Source organism: Streptomyces sp. M41(2017), assembly GCF_002078175.1.
GTDB lineage: Bacteria > Actinomycetota > Actinomycetes > Streptomycetales > Streptomycetaceae > Streptomyces.
Genome location: NZ_MWFK01000001.1, coordinates 2,677,274 through 2,700,191, shown reverse-complemented (window position 1 = coordinate 2,700,191; position 22,918 = coordinate 2,677,274). Strand labels below are relative to the sequence as shown.

The following is a 22,918-nucleotide window of genomic DNA, read 5'->3' as shown; positions in this document are numbered from 1 at the left end:
GGCGTCAGTTGGAGGCCAGTAGCTTCAACTCGGGGTGGGCCGTGCCACCGTCGATCGCCGTCGAGGAGATGTGGGACATCACGCGCTCGTCGACCGGGTCGTTCGCCGGGTCGTCGTGGACGACGATGTGCTCGTACGTCGTGGTCCGCTGCGCGGGGACGCGGCCCGCCTTGCGGATGAGGTCGATGATCTCCATGCGGTTGGAGCGGTGCTTCGCGCCGGCGGAGGAGACGACGTTCTCCTCCAGCATGATCGAGCCGAGGTCGTCGGCGCCGTAGTGCAGGGAGAGCTGGCCGACCTCCTTGCCGGTGGTCAGCCAGGAACCCTGGATGTGCGCCACGTTGTCGAGGAACAGGCGGGCGATCGCGATCATCCGCAGGTACTCGAAGAGCGTCGCCTGCGTGCGGCCCTTCAGGTGGTTGTTCTCGGGCTGGTAGGTGTACGGGATGAAGGCGCGGAAGCCGCCCGTCCGGTCCTGTACGTCACGGATCATCCGCAGGTGCTCGATGCGCTCGGCGTTGGTCTCGCCGGTGCCCATCAGCATGGTGGACGTCGACTCGACGCCCAGCCCGTGCGAGATCTCCATGATCTCCAGCCAGCGCTCGCCGGACTCCTTGAGCGGGGCGATCGCCTTGCGCGGGCGGGCCGGGAGCAGCTCGGCGCCGGCGCCGGCGAACGAGTCGAGGCCGGCCGCGTGGATCCGCTGGATGGCCTCCTCGACGCTCACCTTGGAGATGCGGGCCATGTGCTCGACCTCGGACGCGCCGAGGGAGTGGATGACCAGCTCGGGGTACGCGGCCTTGATCGCGGCGAAGTGCTTCTCGTAGTACTCGACGCCGTAGTCCGGGTGGTGTCCGCCCTGGAACATGATCTGGGTGCCGCCCAGCTCGACGGTCTCCGCGCAGCGGCGCAGGATGTCGTCGAGGTCGCGCGTCCAGCCCTTGGCGGTGTCCTTGGGGGCCGCGTAGAACGCGCAGAACTTGCACGCCGTGACGCACACGTTCGTGTAGTTGATGTTGCGCTCGATGATGTACGTCGCGATGTGCTCGGTACCCGCGTACCTGCGGCGGCGCACGGCGTCCGCGGCCGCGCCGAGCGCGTGCAGCGGGGCGTCGCGGTAGAGGACGAGCGCCTCTTCCGGAGTGATCCGTCCACCCGCGGCGGCACGGTCGAGGACGGCTGTGACAGACGTGAGGTCGGCCTTCTCGGTCACCGGGAGCGTCCCTTTCGTAAGGGTTGTGGACAGACCCGGCCAGCCTACGCCAGCACACCCGGCGGCCCGACGTCAGGCCGCGTACGCCCCGATCAGGAGCCCCACGTAGGCGCCCGCGATCAGGAACGGGCCGAACGGGATCGACGTCTTGCGGCCCGCCCGCCGCGCGATCACCAGGCCCAGCCCGTACAGCCCGCCGAACAGGAACCCGGCGAAGGTCCCGAGGAACACCGTGCTCCAGCCGTACCAGCCGAGGACGGCGCCGAGGCCCAGGGCCAGTTTCACGTCGCCGAAGCCCATGCCGTTCGGGTTGACCAGGAAGAGGACGAAGTAGCCGCCGCCGAGCGCGAGCGCCCCGAACAGGGCCGTCGGCCACTCCCCCGCGTGCTCGGGGAGCGCCGCGGCCACCCCGAGCAGGGCGAGCGCCGCCGCCGCGAACGGCAGGGTCAGCGGGTCGGGCAGCCGCTGCACCCGGAAGTCGACCACGGCGAGCAGCACACCGAGCGGCGCGAGCAGCAGCCAGACGGCCAGCTCGGGCCGGGTGCCGGTCGCGAGCGCGAGGCCGGCGCACAGGAGGGCGGTGGTGAGGGAGACGAGGAGGCCGCCGGGACCGTAGGGGGCACCCTGCGAGCGGGCCGGACCGAGCCAGCCACGTGCCGGGCCGGTGATCGTCCGGCCGTCGGGGCAGCTGTCCCGCCACGGTTCGCCGGGGTCGACGGCGAGGCGGTACGCGGGCCGCGGGACGAGCAGTCCGGCCGCCGCACCCCACAGAGCGGCGGCGCCGGCCGCCCAGAGATCGAGATCCACGCGTTCCCCCAGGAAGAGTCGGTACGGCGGCGGGCCCACCCGCCACGCGGACCCGGTGACCGCCGTGCCGGGCCGGGCGGCCGCACGACCGGTGCCGGGTGGTCCGCCCGCGCCCGTCGACCGTACGACGGGGGCCGGGCCGCCCGTGCGACGGGCCCCGGCTCCCTCGCCGGCCGTCCGGAGCCGGTAGGTCGGTCGCGGGGCCCGGCGGTGTCCGGCCGGCCTCACGGCCGGGTCCGGTGGCGATCCGGGCGGGCACCCTCCGCGGGGCGGTCCTCGCGGCGGGACCGGATCACCCCACGGCTGCCCCGTCCGTGCGCCACGCGGGAAGCAGCTCGTCGAGGAGTGCCTCGGTGCGGGGAGGCAGGCCTCGCGCGCCGCTGCGGGTGACCAGGTCGGCGGCTAGCCGCTTCAGCCGGTCGGTGTCACCCGTGGCGTGGGTCGCGCGCAGCAGCTCGTTCCACAGGCGCTCGTCGCGCGGCGCCGAGTTCATCGAGGCGTTCAGCGCCTCGATCGCCTTCTCGGCACGGTCCTTCTCCAGGTGGAACGCGGACAGCGCCAGGCCGATGTCCGCGACGAGCAGCGGAAGTTGGGCGTCGATGATCTCGTGCGTGAGCCAGCCGTAGCGGCCCTGCGGACGGTCGGCGAGCAGCGGGCCGCGGACGAGGACGAGCGCGTCGGTGAGGAGCCGTCCGCGCACGACGCGACTGTCGACCCCCTTGCCCTGTGTGGCCTCGTGGTAGAGGGAGCGCAGTACGTCGAGGTCGGAGACGACGGACTTGGCGAGCGTGAGCCGCCCGGCCTCGTCGGTGCCGAGGCGGGGTGTGCCGTCCGGGTCGGCACCGAGCCAGCCGCGCAGCCGCTCGACGAGGGCGTCGCGCACGTCCTCGGTGACACCGCGCGGCCACAGCGCCGCGGACAGCACGCGGGGGTGCACGCCTTCGCGGTGCAGCAGAAGCAGCGCGAGCGCCTCGTGCAGCAGGGGGCTGCGCTCGCCGTCGGGAGCCTCCAGGCCGATGATCTCGTACGAGCCGACGAGCCGCGCGTAGACGGCGGGCCGTCCCTGTTCGCTGATGTCGACGAGGAACGGCGGGGTGGTCGTCGGCCCGTCGGGGTCGCGCTCCGGGTCGGCCTCCACGAACAGTTCCACGACCGCCCGCTGCTGGGCCACCGGCAGGAGCTGCGCGTCGAGTTCGAGGCCGAGCAGCGGCGCGAGCAGTTTGCCCTCGCCGGTGATCTCCATCTCCCAGGCGGCGCCCGGCAGATCACCGCTCTCGGTGCCGACGAGATAGCCGATGCCCAACCGTCCCGCGTCGGCGGCCAGTTCGGCGAGGGTGACGGCGTCCTCGGCGGAGGGCTCGGTGGCGAGGAGGACGAGGTGCGGGGCCCACCGGGTGTGCTGGGCGGGCCCGGTCCGGCCGGTGAGGACGGAGTCGTGGCCGGCGGCGCCGAGGGCGCCGCGGCGCTGCCGGGTCTCCGCCTCCATGGTCTCGACGAGCGCCTCGACGTCGTCGAGGTGCCGCAGCCGGCTGGGGGCGAGCGGGGTGAGGTCCTCGCCGAAGCCGACGAGCGTGATCGTCATGCGGTCGGACCAGCCGTTGGTGGCCAACTCGGCGGCCACGGAGGCGAACACGCCCGCGCGGTCGGCCGCGCTGCCGCTCAGGGAGACGATGCCGGGCACGGCCTCCAGGTTGAGGAGCAGCCGCGAGTCGTCCATGGTGCCGAGGCTGACGAGGCCCGGGTACGGGGCGGCCGTGTCGACCTCCTCGTACTGCTCGGCGTCCGCGCGGGCCAGCATCCAGAACGTCTGGTCCTGCCCGAGCTGCCACGGCGTGGGCGGCTTGCCCGCGGGCTGGGCGAGCTGGAGGTGCAGGTCGCCGTTGCCGCCGAGCCAGGCCGCGTAGACGGTGGGCAGCGGGCGGGACTCGGCGGCGAGGGCCGTCGCGAGTCCGCGCAGCGAGAGGTCGAGGAGGCGCACGCCCTCGGGGTCCGCGCCGACGAGGAGCGCGTCCTGGGCGTCCGCGGCGGAACCGGTGGGGACCGGCGGCTCCATGCCGCGCCGCCCGCCGACCGCGCCGAGGGCGGACTGCCACAGGGCCTGGCGGCGGCGCCGTCCGAGCGCGCCGAGCAGGCCGGCGGCGAGCAGCGGCGCGCCGACGAGTGCCTCCGGCAGACCGAAGGTGAACCCGCCGTCCTCGGCCCCCTGCGAGGCCCGCGCGGCTTCGGCGGCGGCCGGTTCGTGCCGCTCCCGGCCACCGGCCTCCTGCTCGCCGGCGGGCCGCTGCCGCGGTACGTGGATGTGCGCGGTGTCGCGGTCGCCCTGCTCGTTCTGCCGGCCGGCGACGCCGCCCCGCTGCTGGTCGCCCGTCTTGGCGTAGTCGTGGATCTGCTGCTGGACCTGCTGGGAGACCTCGGGCGCCGCGTCGGGCATCTCGACGAGCTCGCCGCCGTGGGCGTCGCCGGGCATCTCCAGGATCCAGCCGGGCCGGATCAGGCTGGCCTCGGACAGCTTCGAACCGTCCGGCTGCGTACGGTCCTTGTTGAGCTGGTAGATCTCCTTGTACCGGCGGCCGTCGCCGAGGTGGCGCTGCGCGACCTCCCAGAGGGAGTCGTGGTGCCGGCCTTCGGGGGGCTGGATCCGGTAGTACTTCGTGGCGCCGTGCTCGGTGGCACCGGCACCGTCCGCATGGGTCGCCGCGTCGGCCGCGTCGGCGGCCTGCTCGGCGAGGGCGGCGGCGCTGGAGGCGGCCTGCTCCTGCTGCTGCGCGAACAGTCCGGGGGTCTGCTGCGCGGCGGCCACGGACCCGTGCTGGTTGCCCTCCAGGCTCTGGCCGAGCTGCGAGAGGCCGGGGGTGAAGCTGGCGGCGGCCGCGCCGACGAGGAGCAGGGCCGCGACGAGCTGGCGGGCCAGCAACTGGCTGGGGCCCGCGCCCGGCACCCGGCCCGGCATCCCGACGCCCGACAGCGCGGCCTTCACCTCGACGAGCACGCAGGCGGTGAACTGCGCCCACGCGAACCACACGATCACCGTCAGCGCGTTGATGAACGTACTGACGGAGATCTCACGCTGGAGCCAGTCCATCCGGGGTGCTCCGTGCGGCAGCGGCCACCCCACGCTGACGGCGAGCGCTCCGGGCACGCCGACCAGCAGCACCAGCAGGGCGACGAACGCCCCGAGCGCCTTCAGGAAGTCCCCGAACGTCCTGCGACGCCGGGGCAGGGGCTGCGGCGTCCGATTCCTCGGACTCGGCGAGGTGCCCGTCGAGCTGGAAGTGGTGCGTCGCGCCATGGCGGGTGTCCCGGGGTCGTGTGAGGAGGCAGTGAGGTCGGGGGGTGTACCGAGCCTACTGAGATCTTAAGGAGGGTGGCGAAGGGCGCCCAGGGGGCCACACAAAGGAACCGACCGGTACACCACGACCCGCCCGCTAAGCCCGAGTTGCACCCCTCGCCCACCCCCGCCCCGCACGGGACCTTCACATGCTCCCCACCGCCACGGACGGCGACGCGACCCGGTGATCACTTCGGTGTGACCCGGCGGATCCGCCGGGCGGGCACAGCGGGTGGCTCGAGAGCCCTGTCGGCCCGAGTCCCCCGGTCAGCGCCTGCCGATCACGTAATCTGAGCGCCCGACCGGGCCCGCCTGCGCGCGCGTTGAGAGAGGCATTCCATGGCCTTGAGGCATCACGTGACCGCGCGGCAGACGCGTCTGGCGGTCGAGTTGCGGAGGTTGCGCGAGGCAGCGGGCCTCACCTCGCGGGAGGCGGCCATCCTGCTGGGGGCGAACCCCGCGCAGATCAGCCAGATCGAGGCGGGCCTCGCCGGGGTGAGCGAGAAGCGGCTCCGCCGGCTCACGGCCCAGTACGCGTGCACGGACGAGGCGTTCACCGACGCCCTGGCCGCCCTGGCGACCGAACGGATCCGGGGCTGGTGGGAGCAGTACCGGGGGCTGCTGCCCACGCCGTTCCTCGATCTCGCGGAACTGGAGCACCACGCCACCTTCCTCCGCGAGGTGCAGTTCCTGTACGTCCCCGGCCCGCTCCAGACGGAGGACTACGCGCGGGCGGTCTTCGCCTACCGCGTGCCGGAACTTTCCGACGAGGACGTCGAGTTGCGCGTCCGTCACCGCATGCACCGCCGGGTGATCCTCAAAGGGCCCGCCCCGACGCCCTACGACGGCGTGGTCCACGAGGCGGCGCTGCGCATCATGGTCGGCGACCGGGCCGCCTCCCGGGCTCAGTTGACCCATCTCCTCGACCTGTCCGAAGCGCATCACGTCACCCTGCGCGTGATCCCCTTCGACCTGGAGGGCTTCGCCGGCGCCACCAGTGCCATGACGTACGCCGGGGGCCGCGTCCCGAAGCTCGACACCGTCGTACGCGACGCGCCCCAGGGCGCCGCCTTCATCGACTCGGAAGCCCAACTCGACGCCTATCGAACGCTTTTCCGTAAAGTGGAGGCTGTTTCGCTGGGCGCCAAACGGTCCCGCGACTTCATCCACAGGTTGGCGAAGGAGCTGTGAGGCACCGATGAACACCCCCCACAACTGGCGCAAGTCGTCCTTCTCCGGCCCGGGCGACGGCGACTCCTGTGTCGAACTCGCCTCCACAGCCAGCACCCTCCACCTCCGCGAGTCCGACGACCCCACCACGATCCTCACCACGACCCCGGCCCCCATCGGCCACCTCCTGGACGCGATACGCACCGGATCGGTGACGGCGCCGGGCGCGTAACAACCCCTCTACGAAGCCGCCGTCGGCGTTCCGGCGAAAACGATCAGCGCGATACGTTCCTGCGTACGTACTGATGCGGAAGTTGCAGGTGCTACGGGGGAACACGTGACGAACAGGCCGGCGGACTGGCACATACTCGACCTGGACCGGGACCCGACACCGGGCGACCCGCAGCGGGTGCGCAGACTCGCCGGCTCCCTGCACGACTTCGCCGACGACGTGGCGCACATCCTCCGGGACATCAAGGGCCTGGCGAACGAGGACGCGGTCCTGGAGTGGGCCGGGAAGACGGCGGACTCCTTCGCGTCGGAGTTCGAGGACGTTCCCGGCAAGCTGAAGAAGCTCAAGAAGTCCTACACGCTCGCGGGCGACGCTCTGACGTCGTACTGGCCCGACCTGGACGACGCACAGGAGAAGGCGGACAAGGCGCTGCGCGACGGCCGCAAGGCCCGGGACGAGCTCGCCACCGCCCGGCAGGCCCTGACGGGTGCCGACGACTGGGTACGGACGGCCACGGCGAAGGCCGACTCGTACGACCCGGACAAGAGCCGGGGCAAGGACGTTCCGCCACCGGACGAGGCCGACGTCCGCCGTGCCACCCGCAACGCCCAGCACGCCAAGGAGCAGCAGACCGCCGCCCGGAAGGACGTCGACGACGCCCAGGGCCTGCTGGACGCGGCGAAGAGGCTCGCCGCCCACGCCAAGGGACTGCGCGAGGACGCCGCCCGGCGCACGGTGAAGAAGCTCCACGACGCCTCCGACGCCGGTATCCACAACCGGCACTGGTGGGAGGAGCCCCTCGACTGGGTCTCCGACCACTGGGACGAGATCGTCACGGTGTGCAAGTGGGTCGTGACGATCGTCGGCATCATCGTGATGATCGTGGGCGGCCCGCTCGGCTGGCTCGTCTTCGCGGCAGCGCTGATCGTCTTGGCCGACACGGTGAGAAAGATGCTCAACGGCCAAGCCGGCTGGGGCGATCTCATCTTCGCGGTGCTCGACTGCATCCCGGCGACCAAGGGTTTCACCAGCCTCGCCAAGATGGGAAAGCTCTGGAAGGCGGGTGGGCTGCGCGCACTGGGCGGCGGCGCGCTGAAGGGAATCGGGGGCGGCCTGAAAGGCCTGGCCGAAAGCATCCGCGGCATGAAGAACCTGCGCTTCTCGTCATTCAGCATGATGGGCAGGAACAGGTGGTGGAAGACGGACTCACCGCACGTGGGGCCGCCCACCAGATCGCCCAGCGATCGCCTGCCGTCCGACATACCGATCTACCACAGGGATGGGGCCACTGCGATCGGTTACGACCCCGCCACCCTTCGGAACTTCGATGTGGCGGAGAGGTTGCCCGGATATCAGGACGTCATCATTCACGGGACCACGGACGGAAGAATGGTGGCGGGGGAAGCAAATCGCGCGGGCCAGGCGGCCGGGGGGCACACCATCAATCCGCAGCACGTCCTCGACACGATCCGGCAGATACCGGGATACGACGGAGGGCCCGTCCGGATGCTCACCTGCCACTCGGGGGTGGCGCAGCCCCACACCATTCAGGGCCTGGCCAATTCTCTGGGCGTTCCGGTCAAGGCGCCCACGAACGCGGTGGGTGTACCCAGCTTCGGCGAAGGACCGTTCGTGCCCACGATCAGGGACGGCGGAAGTTGGCTGACGTTCCTGCCGATGGCCTAGGGTCGGCCGGTGGCAGGACCAGTAAGCGATCGAGGAGCTCAGATGATTCGAACCGTGGGATTCTTCTCCGAACTCTCCCCGGGATGGGGATTTCCGCTCGACGGACCCATGCGTGATCGCGTGAACGCCACCGGCGAGGCGGACGAGGAGAAAATCGTCGCTTACCTCAGAGGCGGCACGGGGATCTGGAGCGAAATGAGTGCGGGACCCGACGTCCTGGACCCCGAGGCCCCGACCCTGCCGGGAATCGGATCACTCTTCACGGACGGAACGTGGCTCTGGCGCCAGGACCTCCCGTACTACGTCGCGAAATACCACATCTCCCTCTCTACGGACTTCATCACGCACGTCAGAAATGCCGAATATCGCATTCCGCAGGTACCGGAACAGCGTTTGATGGAGATTTTCACCCAGGACCTGGGAATGGAAATAAAGTAGACTCGAGCCGGAAAACAGGAAGCCGCAGGACCCAGGGGGACAGGAAATTGACGTCGACCTTCGACGACGCGGTGCACGCGAAGTCCTCGGCGGGTTTCGCACTGGGCGTCCCGGACTCCTGGTGGGAGTTCGACATCCGGCCCGAAGGCAGGGACGCCACCGTTCGGGCGCTCGTGGACGACCGGGTGCGTGAGCTCCCGGAGCTCGCTCCCTACCGGTCGGACCTGGCCGCCATGCTCCGCCGGATGGCCAAGGACGCGCACGACTCCGGGGCCGTGTACATGGGCTGCATGGCCGAGAACTTCGACGGCGTCCCCCTCTCGGCGACGATCACCGTGTCCGTCGTGGGGGCCAAGGACAAGCAGGGTACGGCGCTGTCCACCGACCCCCGGGCCATCGCGGACAGCCTCCGCACCATCACACCTCGGCGCGAAGGCGACGTCTGGCGCACGGTGACCACCGTCGAGATCCCCGAAATCGGCCTCGCGGCAAGGACCTTCGGCGTCGAGGACGTACCCGTCGCGCAGGGCGACACCCGTACCCTTCGTATGGTGCTGACCCAGACCTACATCCCCGTCCCGGGAACCACCGACCAGATCGTTCTCGTCTCCGGTGCGAGCCCCGTGCTGGACCTGGCCGAGGCGTTCCACGACATTTTCGACGCGGTGACCAGCACCTTCCGCTTCGTCTGACCGATACCTCAGGACCCGGGAGGGGGACCGACATGGGTGGTGGCGGCAAGAGTGACCTCGCGCTCCCGTTGAGCGAGCTGGAGGACTACGGCGGTCGGCTGCGGGACATCAAGAAGCGTCTGAACCACACCAAGAAGCTCTTCGAGAGCTACAAGGACGACCTCGGCGACGACACCGTCTACGACGCCCTGGACGACTTCGAGTCGGGCTGGGAGGACGGCCGGGAGGACATCGGCCAGGCCCTCGACGCCCTCGCCGAGATGTCCGACGCCGTGGTCCGCGAGTTCCGCAAACTCGACGACAAGCTGGCCAAGGACGTGAAGGACGGGGTGAAGACGGAGGACGGCGGCCAGAAGGGCGGGGGCGGCAAGTAGCCGACGGCCGTCTCAGCCCACCTCGTTCTCCGCCACCGCGCGCCCGTGCACCGTGACGTCGCCGCCGTAGAACAGGCCCGTGAACACCGGTGAATAGGTCAGCTGGACCTCGACCTCGACCTGGTCGGCGTCCGCGGCCACGCAGTGGGTGGACCCGATGTCCCGGCCGGACATGCCCATCTCCCGGGCGAAGGCCTTCACGCGGGCGTCGCAGTTCTGCGCGTTGATCGGGGCGGGGCCGTTCTGGTCGTCGTAGAGGGACTCCAGGTCGATGTCCTGGGCGGCGTAGCGGGCGGCCTGCTCGGCGATGTCGGCGGCGCGTTCCCGCTTGGAGATGGACATGCCGCCGTCGATGACGAACGCGGACAGGGACAGGAAGAGCAGGGCGAAGATGATGACCGCGCCCGCCCCCGAGCCCCGGTCGTCCAGGCGGACCCTGCGTGCCGCGAACCAGGAGCGGGCCCGCATGCCCACCCGAGCGGCACGTGCGGCGCGTGCGTCACGCACGTCATGCACGTCATGCACGGCGGAGTTCAGCCTCATGCCGTCCTCCGGAACGGGTCGAGGGGCGAGCTGAAGCTCGACTTCAGGGTGGTCGGGACGTCGAGGCCGATCATCGCGAGACCCCGCACCTCGCAGCTCACCTCGACCGAGAAGAGCGTGTCCGGTTCGAACCCCGCGCTGGTCTGCGTCACCGTGACCGGCCCCGAGCAGATGTCCCCGAGGTCCGCCTCGGCCGCCTTGCGCGCCTCGGCCATCGCGGTCCCGTGGTCCTTCTGGATCGATCCGGCCCGCGCCGCGTCCCGGGCGGCGCCGTCCAACGCGCCGCGTCCGTCGACCAGTTGGCCGAACGCCACGAGGACCAAAATGAACAGGATCATCACCGGAGCGAGGATCACCACCTCGATGGTGGACAGGCCCCGGTCGTCACGAGGGCCGGTCACCCGGGCGCGCGGAGCGGCCGGCGCGGGCTTCGCTACCGTCACGGGCCCTCATCCTCCACGAACCGTTCCACCGGGCCCGACGACTGCGCGTGCACCGTCAGGTCCAGGCCGGGGAAGACCGTGGGGATCTTCGCCGTGATCTCGACGCCCACGGTGTCCGGGTCGGGCTGCAGCAGCTTCACGTCCGGGGACAGCACCAGCTGCGGGCCGAGCTGCTGGATGTAGCTGTCCACGACGTCCCGCGCGTCACCGCGCCACGCCCCGGGCTGCGCGTCCGCCGTCGAGCGGGCCTTGCGGGCACCCGCCTGCGCCGCCGCCTGCGCCACGTGGTCGGCGAAGAAGTACAACGCGAACTGCACCGTCGCGAAGATCATGAAGAAGAGCACCGGAGTGAGCAGCACGAACTCGATCGCGGTCATGCCGGAGTCGCCGCGGGCGGAGGCTGCCTCCACCCTGCGGCGCACCCAGCGACGTACCCCTTGACGTGCGCGCACCCGAATCCCCGTCTACGTCGCGTTCAGCAGGTCTTGCCCGCGTCGGCACCCTTGATGCAGTCACCGACCTTGTTGGCGCCGTCGCTCAGCGCGGCGTTGATGATCGCGGCGACGACGCCGACGATCGCGACGACGACGGCGGAGATGATGACCCACTCGACCGCGGACGCACCCCGGTCGAGTTCGCCGGAGCGGGCACGCTGCACCCGTCCCTGGAGGAAGGTGATCAGGAAGTCCACCCCCGGGATCCCGGTGTTGAAGTTCCGTCCGTTCATGGTGAGTTGTCCTCTCGGAGTTGTTTCGGTGGTCGGCTTGCGACGAGGTGGGACGCTTTTCGGTACCGCGGACGTTCGGACGCTCGACGGTCAGACCTGGAACACGCGCATCGCCGCCGGGAAGATCAGGAAGACCAGGAAGCCCGCGCACAGCAGGAGTTGGGCCACGAGCATCGACTGGGACTTCTCGCCCGCGCTGCCCTCGATCTCGGACAGCTCGCGGTGCCGCATCGTCTCGGCGCGCGAGGCGAGCGACTCGCGCACCTTGGCGCCGTCGTCCGCGACCAGCGCCAGCGAGGCCGACAGGTCCTTCAGCTCCTCGACGCCGAGTTCCTCACCGAGCGAACCGAGCGCCTGCCACTGGCTGATGCCGGTGATCCGGGCGTCGGCGAGCGCGTTGCGGATGCGCTGCGTGGCCCAGCCGTCGGAGATCTCGGCCGCGGCCATCAGCGCCTCGGGCAGACCCCGCCCGCCCGCCAGGCTCATCGACACGAGGTCCAGGTACGCGCCGATCACGCGCCGCAGGTCACGCCGCCTGTCCACCGCGTCCCGCCGTACCTCCAGGTCGGGCAGGAAGAAGAAGACGACCGCGAAGAGCAGCGCGAGCCAGACCGGGATGATCGGGCTCCTGCCGAAGCCGAGCGTCCACACGACCGCGAACAGCAGCGGCCCGAAGAACACGCCGGCCGCGCCCAGCAGCACCTTCGTCGCGAGGAACCTCTCCCAACTCCGGTCCAGGACGGCCAGATCGGCGCGCAGCGAACGCTGCTCCCAGCCCTGCTGAAGATAGAAGTCGGAGACCCGCGCGCCCACTTGGGCACGCAGTCCGGCGAGCCGTCCGGTGTCCTGCTGCCCGTGGTGCGCGGACTCGTACGCCGCCCCGCGGGCCCGCATCGCGTCGATGCGGGCGACCTGGGCGACGGCGCTGCGCCGCGACGGCATGAGGGCGCGGACGAGGGCGTAGACGCCCAGGCCGAGCACGGCGCCGATCACGATCGGCATGGTCAGGTTCATCGGCGTACCGCCTCATCACCAGAAGCCGGCGTACGGGGGCGTACGAACCGCACGGACGCTTCGTCGCGCACCAGGAACCGTTCGGGCGTCTCGATGGTGGACAGCTTGCGCAGCCACCAGAAGCCGAGCGCGAACAGGCCGCAGACGCAGGCCAGTACGAGCTGGCCGACCGCCGTTCCGTACGGCTCGACGAAGTCACGGTTGAAGATCGACAGACCGAGCACGAACGCGATGGACACCGCGACGACGATCTGGACGGAGCGCCGCGTCGAGGCGCGCTGGGCCATCACGCGCTGGCGCATGTCGACCTCCTCGCGGGCGGACTTGGCGAGGGCGCCGAGCACCTGCCGGAGTCCCGGGCCGCGCAGCTTCGCGTTGAGGATGAGGGCGGCGACGATGATGTCCGCGGACGCGTCGTCGATCTCGTCGGCGAGCTGCTGAAGCGCCTCGGGCAGCGGGGTGCGCGAGCGCAGCCGGTCGACCAGGGCGTCGAGGTGCGGGCGCAGGACGGGGGCGGAGGCGCGGGCCGAGGCGGGGATGGCCTGTTCCAGGCCGACCGCACCCGCGATGGTGTCGCGCAGCGACTCGGTCCAGGAGGCGAGGGCCTCCACGCGGCGCATCGCGGACCGTTCCTCCGAGGCGCCGCCGAAGAGCTTGTCCCAGAAGAAGACGAGGATGCCGGCGGCGATTCCGGCGACGGCCCAGCGGGTGAGGAGGAGGACGACGAGCCCGGCGATCGCCGCGACGGAACCGCGCTGCCCGACGAACCGGATCAGCTCGTTGGCCCGTTCGGTCGCCTTCTGCCTCTCGTGCTCCGGCTTGGCCGGAAGTCCGCGGACGGCGACGGCGAACAGCGCGAGGCCGCCGCCGACGGCCACTCCGCAGCCGAGCGCGTACAGCACGGTCGTGGAGAACAGACCGCCCATGGAACCGAGCGAGTCGAGCGCCGCGAGGGACGTCATGTCCTTGCTCCCGGTCGTCGTGACGGGTGGTGCGGCGGACGTCGCGATGGTGGTCGTGAGGGTCATCGTCGTCACCAGTTCCCGCTGCCGGGCAGTCGGTAGCCCTGCGCGATGAGCTCGTCGAGGCAGGCGATGGGCGCGTGCGGGACGATCCGGCCGTCGGGGGCCTCGGCGAACACCTCGCTGGACAGCACCCGGCCGTCGACGCCGTTGACCTCGCGCACGGAGGTCACCACGCGCTGGAGCCGGCCGCCGGACTCGTACTCGTTGCGGCGCTGGATGAAGACGACGAAGTTCACCGCGCCCGCGATGAGCATCTGGCTCGCCTCGATGGGCAGGCGCTCGTTCGCCTGGAGCGCGTACGTGGAGATGCGGTTGAAGACTTCGCTGGAGCTGTTCGCGTGGATCGTCGACAGCGAGCCGTCGTTGCCCTGCGACATCGCGTTCAGCATGGTCACGATCTCGTCGCCGAGCACTTCACCGACGATGACGCGGGAGGGGTTCATGCGGAGCGAACGGCGCACCAACTCGGCCATGGTGATGGCGCCTTGGCCCTCCGAGTTGGGCAGCCGTTCCTCGAAGGCCACCACGTTCGGGTGCAGGTCGGCGAAGGTGTCGAGGCCGAGTTCCAGGGCGCGTTCGACGGTGATGAGACGCTCGTGCGGCGGGATCTCGTTGGCGAGGGCGCGCAGCAGCGTCGTCTTGCCCGCGTTCGTCGCTCCCGCGATCATGATGTTCTTGCGGGCGCGGACGGCGCAGGCGAGGAAGTGCGCGACCTCGGGGGCCAGCGTGCCGTTGCCGACCAGGTCGGACATGAAGACCTTGCCCATCCGGGCGCGACGGATCGACAGGGCGGGCCGGCGGGTGACGTCCATGACGGCGGAGAGCCGGGACCCGTCCGGGAGCCGCAGGTCGAGCTGCGGGTTGGCGGAGTCGAAGGGCCGGGACGACAGGCCCGAGTAGGCGCCGAGGATCTGGATCAGCTCGATCAGTTCCTCGTCGTTCTCCGCGACGGGATCGCCCGTGGCCTCCCGGCCGTCTGCGTAACCGATGAAGACCTGGTCGTGGCCGTTGATGTCGATGTTCTCGACGTCCGTGTCGTCGAGCAGCGGCTGCAGGCGGCCGACGCCGAACAGCGCGGCGTGCACGGCGGCCGCGTACTGCTCCTCGGTCTCGGCGTCGAGCGGGGTGCGGCCGAGGTTGATCTCGGTGCGGGCGTGGTCCTCGAGTATCTGGGCGATGACGGCGCGCGCGTAGTGCCGCTCGTCCTCGTTGGACATCGGGGTGACGCCGCGGACCTGGTCCTCGCGCCGCTGCTCGGCGATGCGGTCACCGGCGTCCTGCCGGAACCGCTTGACGAGCTGGTGGTCGACCGCGGTCATCGCCCGGCTCCGGCGGCGGGCTGACCGTGCGGCCCTGCGGATCCGTGCGGACCCGCGGATCCGTGCTGAACCTGGGAGCCGTGGGGTCCTTCGGCGGGTACGGACCAGGCGGCGCCGTACTGCTGGTAGAGGTCCGCGGTGACCTTGCGGGCCGAGCGGATGAGCAGCGACTTGTCGAGGCGTCCGCGCCGTCGTCCGGCCAGCTGCTCTGCTCCGGCGGGGTCGTCGGCGAGGGTGCCGACGACGCGCGCACCGGTCTGCGCGGCCACGAGCATGTCGTTGACCTGGTGGACGAGCTTGGCGGAGTCGCCCGGGTCGGCGATGAGGACGACACCGATGAGCGGGGTGGCCAGACTCCCGGCGCCGCGCGGGCCGCCGTGCAGCTTGGCGGAGAGGGCGGCGGCGCGGTCACGGACGCGGGCGATGGCCTCGGGCTCGGTACGGGAGAGCAGGAGCACCAGGGCGGCGTGCGGGAAGAGTTCGACGGCCGGGGTGTCTCCGCTGATCCGGCCGCAGTCGGCGATGACGTCGGCGGGCGCGTTCGGGGAGTCGGCGAGGTGGGCGAAGGCCCGTCCGAGCGTGGGCCACAGCCCGGCGAGTCCGGCCGCCTGCTCGGCCATGCCGAGGCCGACGAGGACTTCGAGTCCGCCGCTCAACGGCTGCACGTGGTCCCAGAGTTGGTCGGGGACGAGCCCACGACGCGCGGTGGCCGCTATCGACAGCATGCCGGTGTTGGGGTTCAGCGGGCCGCCGTGGGCCGCCGCGCTGCGGTACACGAGGTCGCCGCCGGCCGGGTCGGTCTCGGCGAGCAGGACGCGGCGGGGCCAGACTGCGGAGAGGGCCACCGCGGCGGTGGTGACTCCGGGGGAACCCTTGTCTGCGGCGAGGGCGATGAGCGCCATGACTGTCTACTCACTCGCCTCTAGTTGCCGGGAACGAGGACGAGGGCGACCTTGCCGGCCGACGAGGCCTGGGCGACAGCCGCGGCGTCCCCGATGTCCACGAGGAGCGTGACCGGCAGGTTGGTGCTGCTTATCGTCGTGTCCGAACTGGTCTTCACGGAAAGGACCTTGGCCTTCTCGACGATCGGACCGTCGCCCGCACCGGACGAGCTCGATCCGGACGCGCCGGCCGAACTCCGGCTGCTGGAGGTGTCGTCACCGACCCGGTAGACGGCGACGGTGTCGCCGGTCTTGATGTCCGTCGGGTACTGCCCCTCCTTGAGGGAGACGCCCACGGAGGCCTTGCCGTCGGGAACGGTGGCGCCGTTGGAGAACATCTCACCGATGACCAGGGTCCCGGCGTAGATGGTGGACTTCGCCTTGAGCTCCCTGAGCGCGTCGATCTGCTTCCACTTCACGTAGTTGATGCCGGCGTCGTCCGCGACCAGCACCGACTTCACGTGGTTGCCCACGGAGTCACCGGCCTGGATGTCGCTGGTCACCTCCACGACCTCGACGCGGTCACCGGCGCGCAGCACCAGCATGGTGGCGCCGAGGGCGCCGACGAGGATCAGGAGGACGGCGAGCGCGGCCAGCGCGGGTTTGCGCTCGCGAGGCGGCGTGGGAAGACGGTCGCCCGTCACCGGGTGAGCCGACGAGGCGGAACGGTTGTTGCCCGCCCCCGTACGCTCTTGGATCTTCACGCAACCGCTCCCCGTACACCCAAGAAAATGTCTGCCAATTCACGTGCCAAACTGGACACTTCGCCCCCGTGTCCCTTTACGGGACGTACCGCCCGACCTGGCCTGATAGCCAACGCTGGAGCGAGTGTCAGGCCATGGCACCGTATCAGCCGCACATAAGCCCCTCAAGGCGCGTCAAGACACCCGAAGAACAGCCGACTCGACGTTACCGACGCGCAACCACAGCCCCGCGGTTCCCCGTTGACCCCGGCGATCGAACCCCCCTCCGACCTGTGCGCCAGCGAATCCACCCCACCCCGCCCCGGGCCCCCCTCGTCACGGACCGTGCACGAGGCCTGCACGAGGTGCTCACGGCGGGAGCGGGCGGGGGTGGGGGTTTCAGCCACATGGGGGACGGGTCACCAGGGCGGGAGAGGGGCACGGTCATGCGACCTCCGTAAACGGCCCCGGTCCACGATGCGGGCGGCGATCCGGGGCCTCCATCGAGCCCGATGACCTGGAAACAGGCGCAGCCCGCTCAATCCCGGAGGTCACTCCACGGAGCCTCCTTGGCCGTGTCCCAACGCACCCAGTGCAGAGCACCACGCCATCCACTGCGCCCGGCGGCCCAGCCGAGCAACACCGGCGCGACAACCTCGTCACCGCCGTGTTCCGCCGGAAGGTGCACTTCACCGCGGTAGTGCGCTTCGGGTCCGCCCTCTCTGTGCTCGATCACCATCGTGAGGTCGTCGTTGAGGGCCAGTTGCATGTACGTCTGTCCGTCGTCGCACTCGGCGGGCCGCTCCATGATCAGAAACCGGCACCTCAGATTCAGCCCGGCGTACAGACGCTGGATCCTGGTCTCGTCGGGATCGTCCCAGGTCTCACCGGTCTCGACGGTGACCCTCAGCCGCACATCAGCCATTCAACGCCTCTGCCGCAAACTGCAGCAGCTCTTCGAGCCCGAGATGGCGCGCTCCCCCTTCACCTCCGAGAAGAAGCCAGCTCCCGTCCCACTCCACTCGGAAGTTCTGCCCGCGGAAATTCTCGAACTCGACGAAACTTCCAGGAGCACCGTCGAGCAATGCCAGCTCACGGTGGAGCGTCTTAGGTGCGACCAACGCCCCGTCCGGCCCATCCGTGCCACCTTTGGTCACGGTATTGTCGAAACGCACCCTGAGGAACGGTGCCGGCGAGCGCTCGAGGTTGGCCGGAGTGAGAAATCGGATGAAACTCTCGCGTGCGTCCTCCAGCGAGTACCTGTCGGGGTGGGCGAACTCGCATTCATATCCAGGAAATACGGCCCAGGTCACTTTCTGGAGTTCCGGCTGCTGCACTTCGTGGTACCGATGAACTCCTGGACCGGCGACCCCAAGCATATCGAACGCTCTACCCCGATGGGAGAAGCCGGGAATTGCAACCAGTGGAGCACCTGCTGCCGCGATCAGAGGTCCCGACTCGCGAGCAGCCGCGAGGAGAGAGCTCACCAAATCCTCATCGTACGAATCGCGCGCGTTCACCTGAAACAGGGTACGGCGATCTTGACTGAGCGCAGCTGCGAAATCGAGCCCCGGAACGGGTGACCAGTGCCACGCCTCCGGCACCCCCGACAGCTCCTCGACGCCCGGAAAATTTGAGACGATAGCGGCCGGATCCATCGATCCCTCCCTCAAGCACCCCTGCACGAATAATTCGGTCCGGTATCTTGCCGATACCGCGGCGCCCGTTGGCCGTCACGGCCATTATCTGCCCGCGTCATGGGCTCCATATCGGTTGTGTCATTGTACCAAGTCTCCCGCTCGGCATAACTACTGTTGTAGCCAGTCTCGTTGTAGTGCTCCACAACTCGTGGGTTATGGTCGTACGTCAGGATCGTCGAATCTCCCGGAATCACTTCGCCCGCATTGTTGCGCCAGGTGAGCTGATCCCTCGGAACACGGTTGCCATTCCGGTCCACGGGCCAACCCCCCGCCGCGCGGCCCTCGTCGGTGAATCGCGTGACCATGTCCTCGTGAGTAGAATCCCAATAATTATGGGGATATTCAGAGGACCGGTTATGGGTGGTCGCGGGCGCATTCGGATCTACGGCATAGCGGCCGGTTGCGGGGTTGCGAATGAGCCCCAAGGGGTCCGTGAAAAAGAACGGATGAGACACATACGCGTAGTTGTTGGGGCTCGGAGCGAGTCCCAACGGGTCCGGACTCACGTATCGCGCGTTCTCGGGGTCGTAGTACCGCGCGTAGTTGTAGTGCCAGCCGGTCTCAGGATCTGCGTACTGTCCTGGAAACCTCAGAGGGCATTCCAGGCCTGGCCAGAAGTCCGGGTCGCCTTCTACGGAGGACTGTTTCGTCCGGCCCCATAGCGTGCTGCTCCGCTGCCACGCCACGTTCCCGTCCCTGTCGACCAGTTCGGTTGGCGTGCCCACCGTGTCGCTGACGACGGCGTGGAAGCGGACACTCGCTTCATGTCGCTGACGGGAGGGGGCACCGGCGGACCGATGCGACGGCCCGTGGTCGAGCTGCGTCAGCGGTCGATAGGTGCCCGAGAAGTAGTCCCACGACGTTGCGTGTCCGGTTCCGTCGATCTGTTCCGCGACCCTGGTGCCGTCCCAGGTGAACTGGAGTTCCTCAACCACCGAACCGTCGGCGGCCAGGCGGGCCTTCCCCCTGCGCCGTCCCGTGGGGTCGTAGCGGTAGCGCCACGTAGTGCCCTCGGGGGTGACGGTCGCGGTGAGTCTGTCCTCGGCGTCCCAGGCGTACGTCGCGACCTGCCTCTGCCCGTTGAGCAACCGCTTCACTGTTCTTACGGGCCGCCCCTGTCGGTCGTACTCGTACGTCGTACGACCGGACCTGATCAGCCGGTTGCCCGTGTACTGCCTCTCCGCCCGTGCCGGACTGTCGGTGGGTATGGATGACCTCTGAATGTTCCCGAGGTCGTCGTACGCGTACGTTTCCGTCCAGTCGTGAGCACGGATGGCTGTGACCCGACCGTCGCGGTCCATGTCAAACGCGCTTCGTCCCGTGGTGCGATCGTCGATCCCCGATGGAAGACCGTCGGCGCGATAGCTGAAGGAGCGGTGCCGAATCGGCGTCTCGGATGAAGTTCCCATGCCGACGATGGACTGACCTGTGAGACGCCCAACAGCGTTCCAGGTCTGCCTCAGGTCGGCTCCGGGTCCCAGCCCGCGTCCCAGTTCCCGACCGAGGGCGTCAAAGGTGAACTCCATCCGGTGACCGGCCGCGTTCAGTGATTCCGGCCTGCCGGCCGCGTCGTAACTCCAGGTGGAGACGATCCCGCTCGGGGTGCGCCGCTCGATGCGACGGCCCATGGCATCGAACGTGTAGGACGTCACTGCGCCGTCTATCGACTCCCGCACCAGGCGCCCGCCGGCGTCGTAGGCCCGCTCCAGGAGACAGTCGGCACTGACAGCTTCGAGGAGACGTCCCATGGGGTCGTAGGCGAACGTGCTGCTCCCGTCTGCGCTCCGTTCTTCGACCACCCGGCCGAGTTCGTTCCGCGACAGAACGACCCGCTCTCCGGCACCGTTGGTGCGCGACGCCAACCGCCCCGCCACGTCGTACGTGTACGTCAGCGTCCGACCCTCGAAGTCCGTCTCGGTGGTGAGCCGGTTCGTCTCGTCGTAGACGTAGTCCCACGACAGGCCCTGCGGATTTGTCACCTTGATCAGATTCACCTCGGTGTCGTACGTGAACCGATACTCGGCACCCATGGGGTCGGTACGTACGACAGGCTGGTGAAATGGGCCCGTTCGCGTCGTGGACCGACTTCCAGCCCCATCGACATGGGCGACCAGGTTTCCTTCGCCGTCCCATTGCCAGCTCTCCTGGCTTCCATCGACAGCCGTACGCCAGGCGGGGGCGCCTTCGACGGTCCATCCCATGCGCTCGACGTTGCCTGCCGCATCGACGGAGCGGACTATGCGACCGAATGCGTCCCGCTCCACGTGCGTCGTGTGGCCGAGTGCGTCCGTCTCCGCGATCGACAGGCCCAACGCGTCGCACATCGTGGTGCTGACATGGCCCAGCGCATCGACCCATCCTGTACGACGCCCCCGCTCGTCATAGAGGTACCGCTGGGTGTTACCCGCCGGATCCGTGACACTGAGCCGATTACCGCGTTCGTCGAAGACCTGACGCCACTCGGCACCGTCCGCCTCCACGACGTGAACAGGCAGGTTGAGCTCGTCGTACTCCATTGAGGTCTGCAGGCCGTCGGGCCGCGTGATGCCGGCGAGGTTTCCCCGCGCGTCATACGCGAACGAGGTGCGGCGACCCAGCTCATCGGTTCGGGACAGTTGTCGGTTGTAACGGTCCCACTCGGTCCGCACGGTACGGCCGAGCGGATCAGTGACTTCCGTGCGCTGGAGGAGTTCGTTGTAGCGGTGGAGAGTTGTGTGACCCAACGAGTTGGTGAATCGAGTCTCCCGAGCGTCCGTGTCGTACGCGATGGTGCAGTCGAGAAAACCACTCACACCCTCGCCACGAGTGCATCGATCCTGCTCGTCGTATTCGTAGCGATACCAGGCCCCGGTCCGGTCGGTCCACGAGGTGATGCGTGCTCGGTCGTCGTAGGCGAGCCGGTAGGGCAGCCCGCTGGAATTGTAGATCTCGGTGAGGTTGCCGTCCGAATAGACGAAGGTGAGAAGCGTCGTCCCTGTCTCTCCCCCTTCCGGATCCTTGAGGCGCAGATTCACGACACGGCCTCCGGCTGTGTCGACATCCACGTGGTATCCACCGGAATGACGTACCGCGACAGGCGCACCGTAGGGGTCGCGGTCGATGTCAATGCGGTGATCGTTGCGGTCCGACACGGCAGCCAACGGAAGAGTGAAGGCCTGCTCGGCGGAGATCGGCTGAGACACGGGGGCGAAATGCCGGACGTGACCGGACTCCGGATCCGTCACGCGCAGCGGTGCATCCGGTCCTCCATCCCAGTCCAGCGGCCAGCGTGGTCCCTCCAACGGCATCACCGACGATCCCGGCGAGGGGACCGGGTACACGAGAATCATTCCGTCCTCGGCGGCGAACAGCGCTCCCTCGCTGTCGAGTTCGAGTCGTTCGTCCAGCGTTGACGCCCACGAAGGACCGAACCATTGCCCAGAGGTGTAGGTGGACACGTGTGTACGACGGAGCACCAGCGGGAGAAGGGCCGGCAGTTGGACATCGGTGTGCTCCATGAACATTTCGCCGGACACCATGTCTACGGGGTCGCCACCCTCACAACGCCCCTTGGCCGGCTTACTCCTTGCGACGGCGTCGTCGGCTTCTCTTCTCAGCCCCTTCCCGAAGCCCTTGACCATGGCCTTGAGCCCGCCCTTGCCCAAGGTCTTCATGCCTTTGGCGAGTTTGCCCAGGGACGTGATGCCCTTGCCGCCGGGTATGCAGTCCAGGGCGGCGAAGGCGACGTCCAGAAGACCGGCTTGACCTTTGCGATATTTGTTGAGGGTGTCCGCCAGGACGACCAGGGCCGCGATCAGCACGATCGCGCCGAGGATCGGCCCCCCGATGATCATCGCGATGACGCCCACCACGGCGACGACGACCTTGCACACCGCGACGATGGTGTCCCAGTTGTCGGAGAACCAGTCCCCGACCTCCTCCCACCACTTCCGGTTGTGAATCCCCGCATCCGACGCCTCATCGATCTTCGACTTCGCGTCCCGCGCCGCCTCCTCCCGCATCGTGCGGGCATCCGCGGCCATCTTCTTCGCCGCGTCCAGCGCGTTGCTCGCCGTCGTCACATCCGACTGAGCACTGTCGTGCGCGGACTTGGCGTGCTGGGCATCCCGCGTGGCGGCCCGTACCTTCGCCTCGTCCGGCTTCTCAGCGCTGCCCTTGCTGCCGGTCGGGTCGTCCTTGTACTTGTCCGCTTCCTTGTTCGCCCGCGTCACCCACGAATCAGCCGAAGAAAGACGCGACTTCGCCGACGTCAGATCGGACTGCGCGTCCCGCCCCTTCGCCAGCGCCTTGTCCGCCAGCGCCTGCGCCCGCTCCAGCTTCGGCCAGTAAGCGGCCAGGGCATCCCCCGCCGTCTCGTACGACTTCTTCAGCTTCTTCAACTGCTTCGGCACACCGGCGAACTCGTCCTGGAACGCCTTCGCCGACTTCCCCGCCCACTGCAGAACCGTGTCCTCGGCCGCCATCCCCTTGATCAGACGCAGCGCATCACCCACGTCATCGGCGAAGTCATGCAGATTCTTCGACAGATGCCGCACCCGATCCGGATCACCCGGCGTCGGATCCCTGTCCAGATCCAGCACATG

The 22,918-nt window shown here is 69.2% G+C and carries 21 protein-coding genes; 6 read left to right on the top strand and 15 right to left on the bottom strand.

Annotated elements, in window-relative coordinates; translation table 11 throughout:
* Positions 1-4: 4 nt before the first annotated feature.
* The 3 genes from mqnC to B0675_RS11850 all read right to left on the bottom strand — a co-directional run bounded on the left by mqnC (position 5) and on the right by B0675_RS11850 (position 5,309).
* The gene (mqnC, locus tag B0675_RS11860) at positions 5-1,213 is read right to left on the bottom strand and encodes a cyclic dehypoxanthinyl futalosine synthase (protein ID WP_081218775.1); all 1,209 of its coding nucleotides are present in this window, start codon (positions 1,211-1,213) and stop codon (positions 5-7) included.
* Positions 1,214-1,285: 72 nt separating this feature from the next.
* Positions 1,286-2,020 carry an A24 family peptidase gene (locus tag B0675_RS11855; protein ID WP_081221738.1) on the bottom strand — a complete coding sequence of 245 codons (735 nt, stop codon included), beginning with the start codon at positions 2,018-2,020 and terminating at the stop codon, positions 1,286-1,288.
* A gap of 292 nt (positions 2,021-2,312) precedes the next feature.
* Positions 2,313-5,309 carry a BTAD domain-containing putative transcriptional regulator gene (locus B0675_RS11850; protein ID WP_081218774.1) on the bottom strand — a complete coding sequence of 999 codons (2,997 nt, stop codon included), beginning with the start codon at positions 5,307-5,309 and terminating at the stop codon, positions 2,313-2,315.
* A 378-nt stretch (positions 5,310-5,687) separates the two neighbouring features.
* On the opposite strand from B0675_RS11850, the gene B0675_RS11845 reads away from it, so the two are divergent.
* The 6 genes from B0675_RS11845 to B0675_RS11820 all read left to right on the top strand — a co-directional run bounded on the left by B0675_RS11845 (position 5,688) and on the right by B0675_RS11820 (position 9,940).
* On the top strand, positions 5,688-6,539 hold the full coding sequence (locus B0675_RS11845) for a helix-turn-helix transcriptional regulator (RefSeq protein ID WP_081218773.1): 852 nt from the start codon (positions 5,688-5,690) through the stop codon (positions 6,537-6,539).
* Positions 6,540-6,546: 7 nt separating this feature from the next.
* A complete protein-coding gene (locus tag B0675_RS11840) occupies positions 6,547-6,750 on the top strand; it encodes a DUF397 domain-containing protein (protein WP_081218772.1) in 204 nt (67 codons plus the stop codon).
* A 105-nt stretch (positions 6,751-6,855) separates the two neighbouring features.
* On the top strand, positions 6,856-8,436 hold the full coding sequence (locus B0675_RS11835; RefSeq protein ID WP_081218771.1) for a putative T7SS-secreted protein: 1,581 nt from the start codon (positions 6,856-6,858) through the stop codon (positions 8,434-8,436).
* 42 nt (positions 8,437-8,478) lie between these two features.
* The gene (locus tag B0675_RS41360) at positions 8,479-8,874 is read left to right on the top strand and encodes a hypothetical protein (RefSeq protein WP_241539762.1); all 396 of its coding nucleotides are present in this window, start codon (positions 8,479-8,481) and stop codon (positions 8,872-8,874) included.
* A 47-nt stretch (positions 8,875-8,921) separates the two neighbouring features.
* Entirely contained in the window at positions 8,922-9,566 is a 645-nt protein-coding gene (locus tag B0675_RS11825) for a hypothetical protein (RefSeq protein ID WP_081218769.1), read from the top strand.
* 32 nt (positions 9,567-9,598) lie between these two features.
* Positions 9,599-9,940: a hypothetical protein gene (locus tag B0675_RS11820; RefSeq protein ID WP_081218768.1), complete on the top strand. Its 342-nt coding sequence runs from the start codon at positions 9,599-9,601 to the stop codon at positions 9,938-9,940.
* A gap of 12 nt (positions 9,941-9,952) precedes the next feature.
* Here B0675_RS11820 and B0675_RS11815 read toward each other — a convergent pair whose 3' ends face one another.
* The 12 genes from B0675_RS11815 to B0675_RS11760 form a co-directional block, all read right to left on the bottom strand.
* Positions 9,953-10,408, bottom strand: coding sequence for a pilus assembly protein TadG-related protein (locus B0675_RS11815; protein ID WP_081221737.1), 456 nt, complete (start codon positions 10,406-10,408; stop codon positions 9,953-9,955).
* Positions 10,409-10,479: 71 nt separating this feature from the next.
* The gene (locus B0675_RS11810; protein WP_241539929.1) at positions 10,480-10,884 is read right to left on the bottom strand and encodes a TadE/TadG family type IV pilus assembly protein; all 405 of its coding nucleotides are present in this window, start codon (positions 10,882-10,884) and stop codon (positions 10,480-10,482) included.
* Positions 10,885-10,922: 38 nt separating this feature from the next.
* Complete coding sequence (locus B0675_RS11805; protein ID WP_081218766.1) at positions 10,923-11,303, bottom strand: TadE family protein; 381 nt, start codon at positions 11,301-11,303, stop codon at positions 10,923-10,925.
* A 98-nt stretch (positions 11,304-11,401) separates the two neighbouring features.
* Positions 11,402-11,653 carry a hypothetical protein gene (locus B0675_RS11800; protein WP_081218765.1) on the bottom strand — a complete coding sequence of 84 codons (252 nt, stop codon included), beginning with the start codon at positions 11,651-11,653 and terminating at the stop codon, positions 11,402-11,404.
* Positions 11,654-11,743: 90 nt separating this feature from the next.
* Positions 11,744-12,667 carry a type II secretion system F family protein gene (locus tag B0675_RS11795; RefSeq protein ID WP_081218764.1) on the bottom strand — a complete coding sequence of 308 codons (924 nt, stop codon included), beginning with the start codon at positions 12,665-12,667 and terminating at the stop codon, positions 11,744-11,746.
* The gene (locus tag B0675_RS11790; protein ID WP_081221736.1) at positions 12,664-13,593 is read right to left on the bottom strand and encodes a type II secretion system F family protein; all 930 of its coding nucleotides are present in this window, start codon (positions 13,591-13,593) and stop codon (positions 12,664-12,666) included. Before B0675_RS11790 ends, B0675_RS11795 begins: the two co-directional genes overlap by 4 nt.
* 107 nt (positions 13,594-13,700) lie before the next feature.
* The gene (locus B0675_RS11785; protein ID WP_081218763.1) at positions 13,701-15,011 is read right to left on the bottom strand and encodes an ATPase, T2SS/T4P/T4SS family; all 1,311 of its coding nucleotides are present in this window, start codon (positions 15,009-15,011) and stop codon (positions 13,701-13,703) included.
* Positions 15,008-15,913, bottom strand: a complete 906-nt coding sequence (locus B0675_RS11780; RefSeq protein ID WP_081218762.1) for a hypothetical protein — start codon at positions 15,911-15,913, stop codon at positions 15,008-15,010. Before B0675_RS11780 ends, B0675_RS11785 begins: the two co-directional genes overlap by 4 nt.
* Positions 15,914-15,933: 20 nt before the next feature.
* Complete coding sequence (locus tag B0675_RS11775; protein WP_081218761.1) at positions 15,934-16,656, bottom strand: hypothetical protein; 723 nt, start codon at positions 16,654-16,656, stop codon at positions 15,934-15,936.
* 517 nt (positions 16,657-17,173) lie between these two features.
* Positions 17,174-17,560: a hypothetical protein gene (locus tag B0675_RS11770; RefSeq protein ID WP_081218760.1), complete on the bottom strand. Its 387-nt coding sequence runs from the start codon at positions 17,558-17,560 to the stop codon at positions 17,174-17,176.
* A complete protein-coding gene (locus tag B0675_RS40980) occupies positions 17,553-18,293 on the bottom strand; it encodes a hypothetical protein (RefSeq protein ID WP_143661063.1) in 741 nt (246 codons plus the stop codon). The genes B0675_RS11770 and B0675_RS40980 overlap by 8 nt, the downstream gene beginning before the upstream one ends.
* 11 nt (positions 18,294-18,304) lie before the next feature.
* Entirely contained in the window at positions 18,305-22,915 is a 4,611-nt protein-coding gene (locus B0675_RS11760; protein ID WP_241539761.1) for a DUF6531 domain-containing protein, read from the bottom strand.
* Between the last annotated feature and the right edge of the window lie 3 nt (positions 22,916-22,918).